General features: G+C 37.3%; 12 protein-coding genes. 11 read left to right on the top strand and 1 reads right to left on the bottom strand.

Going from position 1 to position 11,866, the window contains the following annotated elements:
* The first annotated feature begins 6 nt into the window (after window positions 1–6).
* The 8 genes from ACTWP4_RS09755 (at window position 7) to ACTWP4_RS09720 (ending at window position 8,194) form a co-directional block, all read left to right on the top strand.
* Window positions 7–1,089, top strand: coding sequence for an N-acetylmuramoyl-L-alanine amidase (locus ACTWP4_RS09755; protein ID WP_443128576.1), 1,083 nt, complete (start codon window positions 7–9; stop codon window positions 1,087–1,089).
* Between the two features lie 599 nt (window positions 1,090–1,688).
* Window positions 1,689–2,651 carry an iron-hydroxamate ABC transporter substrate-binding protein gene (locus tag ACTWP4_RS09750; RefSeq protein ID WP_443128575.1) on the top strand — a complete coding sequence of 321 codons (963 nt, stop codon included), beginning with the start codon at window positions 1,689–1,691 and terminating at the stop codon, window positions 2,649–2,651.
* Between the two features lie 36 nt (window positions 2,652–2,687).
* Window positions 2,688–3,497, top strand: coding sequence for an ABC transporter ATP-binding protein (locus ACTWP4_RS09745; protein WP_443128574.1), 810 nt, complete (start codon window positions 2,688–2,690; stop codon window positions 3,495–3,497).
* A 44-nt stretch (window positions 3,498–3,541) separates the two neighbouring features.
* Window positions 3,542–4,597, top strand: a complete 1,056-nt coding sequence (locus tag ACTWP4_RS09740; RefSeq protein WP_443128573.1) for a FecCD family ABC transporter permease — start codon at window positions 3,542–3,544, stop codon at window positions 4,595–4,597.
* Window positions 4,594–5,631 (top strand): FecCD family ABC transporter permease, encoded by a 1,038-nt coding sequence (locus ACTWP4_RS09735; protein ID WP_443128572.1) that lies wholly within the window; start codon window positions 4,594–4,596, stop codon window positions 5,629–5,631. Before ACTWP4_RS09740 ends, ACTWP4_RS09735 begins: the two co-directional genes overlap by 4 nt.
* A gap of 36 nt (window positions 5,632–5,667) precedes the next feature.
* Window positions 5,668–6,708 carry an NAD(P)/FAD-dependent oxidoreductase gene (locus ACTWP4_RS09730; protein ID WP_443128571.1) on the top strand — a complete coding sequence of 347 codons (1,041 nt, stop codon included), beginning with the start codon at window positions 5,668–5,670 and terminating at the stop codon, window positions 6,706–6,708.
* Between the two features lie 42 nt (window positions 6,709–6,750).
* Window positions 6,751–7,686, top strand: a complete 936-nt coding sequence (locus tag ACTWP4_RS09725; protein ID WP_443128570.1) for an iron-hydroxamate ABC transporter substrate-binding protein — start codon at window positions 6,751–6,753, stop codon at window positions 7,684–7,686.
* Window positions 7,687–7,879: 193 nt separating this feature from the next.
* Window positions 7,880–8,194 carry a CHY zinc finger protein gene (locus tag ACTWP4_RS09720; protein ID WP_443128569.1) on the top strand — a complete coding sequence of 105 codons (315 nt, stop codon included), beginning with the start codon at window positions 7,880–7,882 and terminating at the stop codon, window positions 8,192–8,194.
* Between the two features lie 553 nt (window positions 8,195–8,747).
* Here ACTWP4_RS09720 and ACTWP4_RS09715 read toward each other — a convergent pair.
* Window positions 8,748–9,503, bottom strand: a complete 756-nt coding sequence (locus tag ACTWP4_RS09715; protein ID WP_443128568.1) for an SDR family oxidoreductase — start codon at window positions 9,501–9,503, stop codon at window positions 8,748–8,750.
* Between the two features lie 418 nt (window positions 9,504–9,921).
* Between ACTWP4_RS09715 and ACTWP4_RS09710 the strand changes: the two genes are divergently transcribed.
* The 3 genes from ACTWP4_RS09710 to ACTWP4_RS09700 are packed head-to-tail and all read left to right on the top strand — an operon-like array spanning window position 9,922 to window position 11,811.
* On the top strand, window positions 9,922–10,422 hold the full coding sequence (locus ACTWP4_RS09710; protein WP_443128567.1) for a sigma-70 family RNA polymerase sigma factor: 501 nt from the start codon (window positions 9,922–9,924) through the stop codon (window positions 10,420–10,422).
* Complete coding sequence (locus ACTWP4_RS09705) at window positions 10,412–11,506, top strand: anti sigma factor C-terminal domain-containing protein (protein ID WP_443128566.1); 1,095 nt, start codon at window positions 10,412–10,414, stop codon at window positions 11,504–11,506. Before ACTWP4_RS09710 ends, ACTWP4_RS09705 begins: the two co-directional genes overlap by 11 nt.
* On the top strand, window positions 11,494–11,811 hold the full coding sequence (locus tag ACTWP4_RS09700; RefSeq protein WP_443128565.1) for a hypothetical protein: 318 nt from the start codon (window positions 11,494–11,496) through the stop codon (window positions 11,809–11,811). Before ACTWP4_RS09705 ends, ACTWP4_RS09700 begins: the two co-directional genes overlap by 13 nt.
* Window positions 11,812–11,866: the final 55 nt, after the last annotated feature.

The raw sequence follows: 11,866 nt of genomic DNA, 5'->3' as shown, positions 1-11,866 counted from the left end.
ATTTCCATGAATCACAGATCAATTTCTCGACTTATAATTATTTTTTTATTATTGTTTCTTTCATTCACTTTCTTACAACCGGTACAAGCTAGTAATCTAGGGACCTATGAAGTTAGTTCATCGATTCTTAATGTTCGAAGTGAGGCTTCTTCTGATAGTGAAATAGTTGCGCAACTCGGGAAAGGGGACGAGTTAGTGATTTTTCAGGAAAAATACGGATGGGTTCAAACTTACTACGGTGGAGAAGAAGTATGGGTAGCCAAACATCATTTAATTCAAAAAGATTCTTCTAATACAGAAATGAGTAGTAATCATAAAATGGTTACCATTACATCTGACAGCATTTTTGTTCGTTCTGGTCCAGGTACTAATTATGAAACGGTTAGTTCTGCTGTATCTGGAGATAGTTTTGAAGTGACAGATGAGTCTGGTGACTGGTATCAAGTAAAATTAAATGGAGCGGAGACAGGCTGGATAGCATCTTGGTTAACTGACCTAACTTCTCAAGTCTCGCAAACCTCTCAAACTAATTCTGTTCCCTCTAACTTAAACAGCTTAGAAGGATATAATATTGTGGTCGACCCGGGGCATGGTGGTAAAGATCCTGGAGCAATTGGTCTCAATGGAATACAAGAAAAAGATATTATATTACCCACTTCTGCGAAAGTTATTGAACATTTACGTGATGCCGGAGCTAATGTCATTGTTACTAGATCGGGAGATTATTATGTGTATTTAAATGATCGTGCCAGAATCAGTAATAGCTATTATACCGATGCTTTTATTAGTCTGCATTATAATGCTAACTTAAATATGTCAGCAAATGGGGTTACTACATATATTGCTGGTATAGGTGACAAAAAATTAGGTCAATCAATACATTCATCCATATTATCTCAAGTTAATCTTAATGATCGAGGAGTAAAACAAGCTAATTATAAAGTGCTAGTAAATACATTAGCTCCTTCTGTTTTACTAGAGTTAGGTTTTCTATCAAATCCTTATGACATGTCTATCATACAAGCAGAAAGCTACCAAAACAAAGTGGCAACCGGAATTACAAATGGATTAATCAATTATTTCGAATAAGTTTACAGTTTAATAAAATCAGGAGAAATGGGTTGAATAGGTATTCAACCCATTTTTTCTTTATAAGACAAGAAAACATTTCTGTAATAAAGCAAAATGGGGATTGAATAACCTAGAATAAACGACAAATCCAATAAGGAAGAGCAAAGATTTGTAGAATAAACCAGGATAATCGACAAAACCCATAAGGAAGAGAAAAGATTTGTAGAATAAACTAGGATAAACGACAAATCCCATAAGGAAGAGCAAAGATTTGTAGAATAAACCACGATAAACGACAAAACTAATAAGGAAGACTAAAGATTTGTAGAATAATCTACAAAAACAACAAGGAAGAACAAATCTATTACTCTCTATAGCTATATCTATCAATTTAGGATAAGCAGAACGAGCGGGCTTTTCTGGTTTTTCTTGAAGAATATAATATTCACCATAAAGTACTTCTCACTTCTCCTGCTACAAATATTTATTTTTCAGTACCAAGTAATTGCTAAGACATTTAATGCCAATAAAGGGTTGTATTTAGAAAGAGATTAGTATATACTCATTAATTGATAATGATTATCAGTATTAATTAATATGAGTTTGGAGGAAAAACTGTGAATAAACGAAATAATTTCGGTCTTGTAAGCTTTTTCCTGTTAATGCTTATTACCCTTTTAGGTGCATGTAGTACGAATGCTGCAAATTCCTCGCAAGCCGAAGCAGAGAATGGAAGTGTTAGATCTTACGAAAGTGAAAAGGGAACAGTTGAATTACCAGTAGAGCCATCAAGGGTTGTAGTGGCGGTCAGAGACTATGTTGGCGATGTATTGGCTACGGGGGTCCAACCTGTTGGAGTATCGGAAACAATGGTTTTTGATGCGCCTTATTATCAGGATCAGTTAGAAGGTGTAGAGAGTGTGGGAGCAGATACGGCAATATCTTTAGAAAAGATAACAACTCTAAATCCTGATCTGATTGTTACATATGCAGAAGATTCATACGAACAATTGTCCAAAATCGCTCCAACAGTTTTGATTCCATATGGATCCCTCGATTATGAAGAACGTCTACTTGAATTCGGTAAAATATTGAATAAGGAACAAGAAGCCCAGCAACGATTAGAGCAATTTCAAGAGAAAGTAAAGGATCAGAAAGAAAAGCTATCAGAGACATTGGATCAAGATGCGAAGGTAGCGATCATTGAAGTGACAGATAAAGATTTATATGTATTTGGAAAAACATACGGTCGCGGTGGGGAAATTTTATATAACCAACTAGGTTTAGAAGCACCGCAGAAGGTAGAAGAAGTGACAGAAGCTGAGGGTTGGGCAAGTATCTCTTTAGAAACCATACCAGAATATTTAGGAGAAGCGGATTATATTTTGATGGGTGTGCGAGAAAAGGGATCAGACAGAAAAGCTGAAATCCAATCTAGCAAATTGTGGACAGAATTACCTGCTGTTAAGGAAGGAAAGGTTTATGAATATGACCTTGAATCTTTTTACTTTCAAGATGTGATAGCGCTTGACTATCAATTAGATTTACTTGTGGATTTCTTTCAATCTAGCGAAAAGTGATAAAGACGGACGATGTGTAAAGGGAGGAGATTTAAAATGGATGCTTTAGATGTTAACAACATAAGTGTAGGTTACTCAAATGACCTCATTATTAAAGACTTAAGTGTCTCTATACCAAAACATAAAATCACCACTATTGTCGGACCGAATGGATGTGGGAAATCTACCCTGTTAAAAACAATTGTGCGTGTCTTGCAAGCTAAAGAGGGAGCCGTTTTCCTAGAGGGAAAAGCGATCCATTCATTGGATACAAAAGAGGTTGCCAAACGCATGGCTGTTCTACCTCAAACCGCACAAGCACCTAGCGGATTAACCGTATTTGAATTAGTGTCTTATGGCCGTTTTCCTCATCGTAAGCGGATGGGTAGATTATCGAAGCAAGACTATGAATATATTCATTGGGCACTTGATGTAACCGGTTTGAATGATTTGCGAGATCAACCTGCTAATGCACTATCGGGAGGTCAAAGACAAAGAGTGTGGATAGCAATGGCGTTGGCCCAAGGGACAGACATTCTTGTGCTTGATGAACCGACCACTTATTTAGATTTGGCTCATCAATTAGATATTTTATTATTACTGCAACGCCTAAATAAAGAGGAAGGGCGTACCATTATAATGGTTCTGCACGATTTAAATCATGCATCCCGTTTTTCTGATTATATGATTGCTATGCGAGATGGAGCGATCGTAACAAAAGGAAAACCAAACGAAGTCATGACCTGTAATTATTTAAGAAGAGTTTTTCAGATTGATGCGGAATTAATTTCATGCCCGCACAGTGCAAATCCAGTCTGCTTATCTTATCAGTTATGTGAGCATAGTGCTGGGTGTAAAGTTACGTAGCAACATTAATTTCTCTTTGTAGTAAAGAAAGGAACTATCTATAAATGGAATGGTCGAAGGAACAAATGGATGAAAAAGAACAATTAAGGAAAGTGAAAGAATCGGCGCGCCCGACCATAGGAATATTGATACTAGCTGGTGGCACTTTGCTACTCTTGTTTTCCTTAGCGCTGTCTATATCTCTTGGAGCAGCAGATATCGATTTAAAAACAGTATGGGGGACAATATTTCATTTCAATCCTGACTTAGTAGACCATCAAATAATCTGGGAACTAAGAATACCTCGTGTGATTGGAGCAGCTATTGTGGGCTGTTGCTTTGCGGTATCAGGTGCACTAATGCAAGGGATGACACGAAATCCTTTAGCTGACTCCGGTTTGCTTGGACTAAATGCAGGAGCAGCTTTTATGTTGGCATTATGTTTCGCCTTTTTCCCCGGCTTATCCTATACATATGTCATCTTATTCTCCTTTATAGGTGCGGCCTTGGGAGCAGGGATTGTATATGGTGTTGGCTCTTTATCAGAAAATGGCTTAACACCGATACGTTTAGTGCTGGCAGGAGCAGCCGTTAGTGCTTTATTAGGTGCGTTAAGTGAAGGGATTGCTCTTTATTATGAAATTGGGCAGGATTTAGCCTTCTGGTATGCCGGTGGTGTTTCAGGTACGACCTGGGGACAATTGAAAATAGTGACACCTTGGTTATGTATAGCTATTCTAGGTGCGATCGCCTTGTCACGGTCGATTACGATATTGAGTCTAGGTGAAGAGGTAGCAATCGGACTTGGTGAGAAAATGGGTCGAGTGAAATTATTAAGTGCCATTATCATCCTTATTTTAGCAGGAGCGGCTGTTTCGGTGGTCGGGGCCGTTAGTTTTGTCGGCTTGATTGTGCCACACCTAGCTCGTCGATTAGTAGGGCATGATTACCGGTGGATTATACCGGCTTCTGCAATGCTTGGAGCATTACTAGTTGTTCTAGCTGATTTAGCAGCACGTATTATTAATCCTCCTTATGAAACACCAATCGGAGCGTTAATCGCGCTGTTAGGTGTACCCTTCTTCTTGTATTTAGCGAGAAAAGGGGGAGGCCAAGTATGACAAGTAAACAATGGAAAACAAACAGTCAGTTGAAAAAGGAAAGACAGGTGAAATTAAGTGGATTAATCGTCTTTCTGTTGATAACTGTATGTTTCTTTATTAGTTTAAATACCGGTCATATCCGATTAACACCACAAGAAACACTTATGACTTTATTTGGTCAAGGAACAGAACAGCAATCGTTAATCTTATTCGACTTTCGCTTGCCACGGATGGTCATAGCCATATTAGTAGGGATAGGTTTGGCGGTGTCTGGGACGGTATTACAAGGGATTGTTCGCAATCCACTAGCAGAGCCCGGCATCATTGGGATTAATGCAGGAGCAGGTCTTGCGGTAATGCTATTCATCTCCTTTTTTGCGTCTGTATCAGATGCTCCAGTATTTTTGATGCCGATTATTGCATTTATTGGTGCTGGAGGTGCAGCCCTCTTGATTTATGTGTTGTCCTATAAACGTCATGAAGGAATTTCTCCGATTCGCCTTGTGCTAACCGGTATCGCGATTGCGGCTGGGATTGACGCATTAATGATTGTACTGACATTAAAGCTTGATCCCGAAAATTATCAATTTCTAGCTACATGGATAGCCGGTAGTATTTGGGGATCAAATTGGAAGTTTGTACTTGCGTTACTGCCATGGTTACTTGTGTTTATTCCATTCATCTACTCCAAATCATCTGTCCTTAATATATTAAACCTTGGTGATGAAACAGCTGTCGGTTTAGGAGCTCACATGGAGAAGGAGAGAAGGATTTTATTAGCATTAGCAGTTGTTGTCGCAGCGGCTTGTGTTTCGGTAAGTGGTGGGATAGGTTTTGTTGGTCTAATAGCTCCCCACTTAACACGACGGTTAGTAGGAGATAAACATGAATATATTATCCCGATTTCTGCCATGGTGGGTGCATTACTACTTCTTACTGCTGATACTATGGGGCGGTGGATGATGCAGCCTTCTGAAATTCCAGCAGGTATTATTGTTGCTGTAATTGGTGCACCATATTTCTTATATTTGCTGGCGAAAACGAAAGATTAGTTTCCATTAAATCAATTAAAAGGAGAGGTGTAATCAGTGGAGGAAAATAATAAAGAGTTATATGACGTGACGATCATAGGGGGAGGACCTGCTGGATTATTCGCAGCTTTTTATGCTGGATTACGTGAGATGAAGGTGAAAGTGATTGAAGCACAGAATCGGTTAGGGGGAAAAGTCCATGTTTATCCGCAGAAAATGATTTGGGATGTCGGAGGTATGACACCAGTTACTGGTTCAGAGTTAATTGAACAAATGATAGAACAAGGACTTACTTTTAATCCAACCATTGAGCTTCAACAAACCATAACGAAAATGAATAAATTAGATTCCGACATATTTGAAATAGAAACCGATCAACAAAAGAAACATTATTCCAAAACAGTCATAATGGCAGTCGGTGGAGGAGTTATTGACCCAATTAAGCTAGATGTCGACAACGCAACTCAATTTGAACATAGCAATTTGTTTTATAGTGTACAATCCATTAAAGAATTTAAAAATAAGACGGTACTAATATCAGGTGGGGGACCATCTGCTGTTGATTGGGCTAATGAATTAGCTCCGATTGCGAAGCGCGTCATCTTAACTTATCGAAAAGATGAATTGAAGGCACATGAAGCAGACATTTCTAAATTAGCCAGAAATAAAGTGGAATATCGTACACACACAGAGATAACGGCATTACTAGGAGATGCTCGGATTAATGAAGTGGAACTACTTCAAAATCAATTAAATAAGAAGGAATGTATTGCTGTGGATGCCGTTCTTGTGAACCATGGCTACAATCGGAATCATCAATTAATGAAGGAAAGCAGCTTACAAATTGATTTGAAAGATAATTATTTTATTAAAGGAAATGTCTTTGGAGAATCAAATGTTCCGGGACTATATGGTGCTGGCGATATTTTGACGTACGACGGCAAGTTACACCTTATTGCCGGTGCTTTTCAAGATGCCGCAAATGCTGTGAATGCTGCGAAACGATATTTAGATCCGGAAGCACAAAAAGTGGCAATGGTGTCTTCTCACAATGCCCGTTTTAAAGAAAAAAATAAAGAATATATATATGCGAAATAGAAAGAGAACTGACCAATTTTTCTAAAGAAAGGAATATAATATATGAAAATCAAACATTATTTCTTAATGATCGTTTTTATCTCTCTTGTCCTTGTCATTAGTGCTTGTGGAAGTGAGTCTAGTAACAAATCGGAATCTTCTCAAGAAGACAATACAGCAGAGGCTTCAGATACTGTTACATATGAATCAGAAACTGGTCCAGTAGAAATTCCTGCTAACCCACAACGAATTGTTGCGTTGACTAATGCACCTAACGTACATGCGCTAGACGGAAAGCTAGTCGGTGTTGATCAGTGGACAAAATCTAATCCGCTTTTTGCAGATGATCTAGAAGAGGTAGCTGTCGTATCGGAAAATGAGCCCGAAACTATTATGGCACAAGATCCAGACTTAATTATTGCTGGATCACACATGGAGAACCTTGAAGAACTGAAGAAAATTGCCCCAACAGTCATATATACATGGGGAAAACTTGATTATTTATCCCAGCAAGTAGAAATAGGAAAGTTGTTGAATAAAGAGGAAGAGGCACAAGAGTGGGTAGATGATTTCAAACAGCGTACAGCAAAGATTGGTGAAGAGATTAAAGCCAAATATGGTGAAGATGTCACGGTGACAGTGTTTGAAGTGGATGCGAAAAATTTTTATGTGTTCGGTGATAATTGGGCACGAGGTACAGAAATCTTATATCAAGCTATGGATTTAAACATGCCTGAAAAAGTAAGTCAGGATGCGCTAGAAGAAGGATACCATACGTTATCATTAGAAGCACTTCCGGAATATGCGGGAGATTTTATTGTGATCAGCAAAAAATCGTCTGAGGATAATGAATTTATGCAGAGTGATACTTGGAACAATATTCCGGCTGTTAAGAACAACCGTGTTATCGAAATTGATCAAGAAGCATCCACGTACAGTGACCCGATCACACTTGAGTATTTAACGAACATTTTTGAAGAAGCTTTTCTAGGAGAATAGTAATTAATCGCACTGCATCTTAAAAAGGAATAAGACTTTTTAAGGTGCAGTTTTTTATTACAACAAATGAATTGTACTTCCTATTTAGCAGAGATAGAAGTTTCTTTTCTAAGCAACACGTGTTTTGCATAGTCTTCTAAAATATGAGAGTATCTGATTATTCTACATAGAAATACTATAAAAGAGGTGTGTAATGATGAAGATATTTGGATTCCCTGTTGATTCTGCAGGGAGATGTAAACATTATCACGGAGAAAATGATATTGTATCGATAAAGTTTAAGTGCTGTAATAGATATTATCCTTGTTACAAATGCCATGATGAAAGCACTGACCATAAGAGACAGACGTGGGAACAAGAAGAGTTTAATGAAAAAGCGATACTTTGTGGTAATTGCTTCCATGAATTAACAATAGATGATTATATACATCATCAACAATGTAATAACTGTAATGCAAAATTTAATCCAAATTGTGCGAATCATTACAGTAAATACTTTGAAATGTGAAATACTTATATTCAATCTTCTTAATGATGAAGCTAGTTGTAAAAAATCCCATGATTGGGTATACTAAAACTAGAAAAGGCATAACATAATAAAAACCGTAGACGGTGCAACGTCTACGGTTACAATAGACCGAACCCCGATAAGAGGGGCGGCACTTACGAGAGATAATCCCTCAGCGCCTAGTCAAAGCATATGAGGGGTTATCTTTTATTATTTTTATCGGACATGATAAACGCTATTAACATGCCGAATGAAATCATCAGCGTTAATACGTTTTCGATATCCATAAGCGCCACCTCCCTTCTTGAAAATCATTCAAAGAAGGTCATACAGGTGCGCCACCCCTCATATGAAGTCGATCTATTGATTACTCTTTTATAGCATGAATGGTAAGTCTAATAGAGGTATTCGACAAGCTTTTTAATGAATAAAGAAGTGTTATTCTAAAGATAAATGAAAAAGCCACCATTTCGAATTTTTCGGAATGGTGGCTTTTTGTCTTATTGAATTTAATGAAGCAAATGGACAAATAACATCTATTTAGACTCTTTCATTAATCTCTAATAAATCCACCCTCAGAGTTTATAACCTGTCCCGTTATCCATGCAGCCTCATCACTTGCAAGAAACCGGATGGTGCGTGCTACATCTTCAGGTCTACCAATTCGTCCCATTGGAAATTTAGGTAAAAGTGCTTTTCTTACATCATCTGTCATCCAAGTTGAGTCAGTTGGCCCTGGATTTACGGCATTAACCGTAATTCCTAATGGGGCAAGTTCTTGTGACAATGATCTGGTAAAGCTTACGATAGCCCCTTTTGTTGCTGCATAGGCTAACTCTCCGGTCATAGGGCCGAGATCTTGCCCTGAGGTCATATTGATTATTCTTCCTGCGTTTAAATTAGATTTTTCAAAAAGTCGAGCAAATCGAGTACAAAGGAGAAAAGTTGACCTCATATTGACCACATAATGATCATCAAGCGTCTGGGCATCTAACTCTACATATCCATCTCTCGTCGAATGCGCTGCATTATTGACCAATATGGATGGTAAGCCAAACTTCTTGGTAACTGTATCAAGTATTTCAAAGGCCGCATCAGACTGAGATAGATCTATTTGCAAGTTTTCACAACGAACTCCCATTTTTCTAATCTCTTGTTGAAATTTTTCAATCCAAACAGCATTTGATTTCCAGTGTGTAAAGAAAATATCAATACCTTCGGCTGCTAGCTTGCGACAGATAGCTGTACCGATATCTCTGTCGCTACTAGCTCCTGTAATTAATCCAATTTTATTTTGACAATGATTCATTATTCATACCCCCGTTTTAGGGATACTCGATAAAGGGGTAATAGAGATGTATCTTCTCATTAAAACAAAAGCAGACCCAAATAGGATCTGCCTAGTCAATGGGTATTTATACCTCCATACCACGCATCCCTGTAATGATAATTATTCAAACAAATAGACATACTTATCCCGTTTACATTCTGGGTAAGAAGCTATTTATTTTGGTAAATTATACATTACAGGATTGGACACATGTAGTAGAATTCCCCTTTCGATACATCTCTATATTAATCTTACTTATTTTACGGTTAAGAAACAATACTTATCTTCTAATTCGTAAAATGTTTTGGATAATGCTTACAAAGATTTAGAAAATTTTCAAAAAAGTGCAACTTTAAAGTCTGAATATCCGTTTGTTTAAATGAAAGGGGGAGAAGCATTGGATATTCAACAACTTTATAAACTATACATTCATGATGTATATAGATTCCTTTTCTCCCTTTGTAAGGATAAGAGTTTAGCAGAAGACCTAACACAAGATACATTTATGAAAGCGTACCAAGCATTAGATAGAAGTCCACCAAAGGCTCTTAAATCCTGGTTAATTAAAATTGCTTATCATACATTTGTTGATTATACGAGACGAATTAAAAAAGTGAGCTTCGAATCACCAACTTATTTTACGAATTTTCCATCTGATGATTCAGTAGAAAAGGAATTACAAAAATATGCTGACAAAGAGGAACTCTATAAGAAGTTAGAGCAATTAAAACCAATGCAGAAAAAAGCGATTGTTTTGTGTGACTTACAAGGTTTTTCTTATAAAGAAGCAGCATCAATGCTTTCGATAAAAGAAAACACATTAAAAACCCATATTTTCCGTGGAAAAGGGAAACTAAGGCAACTCTACAGGAAGGGTGTGTCAGAGAATGAGCGATGATTGGAAGGAACAGTTACAAAAATACTATAAAGGTAATCTCCCAGAGGAAGAAGCGGAAGAAGTCGAAAAAGATTTAGAAAAATTAAGTGCTTATCAGGAAGTTATTTCTGAGGAGTTAGAGGCAGAGACTGAAAGCTCGAATGAGGATCTGCCACCCGAAAAGATTAAGAGAATTCTCGATGATGGAATACGAAATGCAAGATTTTCATTAGCAGCATATGTCATTATGATTCTCTTACTCATTTATCCGATATTGACAGTGACTAGTTATATTTACTATGGATGGCATCAAAAGGCGGAAGATCTTATTCAAGTGCCAATTCAAACGATATATATTACAGAACCGAATGTCAGTTTAGAAGAAATGGATATCGAAAGAACGTTTGGGTTATTTACTTTTGAAGTTACAATGGATTTGTATAAACGGGTAGGAAAAAGTGATATCAAACAAGGTGATTGGGAAGTAATTTATCAGTATGATGATGCAGAGTTTCCTAAAAGAAATTATATTTCAGAAAACCCACCACAAGATATTCCTTATTTTGATACAAAAAAACTCTATCATCCAGAAGCAAGGATAACCAATCGAGATATGGATGCATGGGATACGTTAGATAGACTCCCGGAAGGAACGGTAGCAGAAGTATATGTTTCATTGAATGATTTAATACAACCTGGAAATGCCAAGGAAATCATCGAAGGACTTGATGTGGAATGGAGATGGTATGCGATTGACACCGGGTTGGAGGCTTCAGGAAAAAGTCTTGAAGGAGGGTATTTAGCACCAATTGGATATCCTGCTCAGCCGGATCCAGATGCATGGTCACCATACAACAATAGAGAGCCAAATGAGGAACAATTTATGGAGAGTCTTGTGTTTCTGAAAGATTATGAAGAACAGGCAACAAATATTGCTCATGCCAAATGGTTAGATCTGGAACATCGAATTGATTATATCAAAAATAATGGACTGAATACCTACGGTGGCGTAATAACTGGTCCTGCCAAGGAAATTTTAAAACTAAAAGATAACGAATCCATTCGAACAATATCTATTGGGGAGGTTCGGTTATGGAATTGGTAAAAGGGGTTAATAGAAAGGAACCAAAGCTACGTGAGACAAGATTAAGTATATTCTCATTTATTTGCGCATTATTGACCTTGGCCTATTTCAATATTTTTTTGATGACATCAAATGGTTTGCCATTATTTTCGAATCTATTCTTACAAATAGTTCCCGGAATGGGGGTTGTTTCAGCACTATTGAGTTTCACCCGATTAAACTATAAAAAAAGATTTGCATTGTGGGCGCTTGGTTTATTTTTATTTATGCTGATATGTGTATTTATTGTTGGTTTTATTGAATTTGCTACTTATACGAAGCCATAAATCAATAAAATAACAAGCATTCATTTTGAATTAATTAATTCAAAATGAATGCTAC

It is taken from the genome of Gracilibacillus sp. D59, from assembly GCF_052246695.1.
In the GTDB taxonomy this organism is placed as follows: Bacteria; Bacillota; Bacilli; order Bacillales; family Amphibacillaceae; genus Gracilibacillus.
The sequence above is the reverse complement of the archived record's forward strand: the minus strand, read 5'-3'. Positions and strand labels throughout refer to the sequence as shown.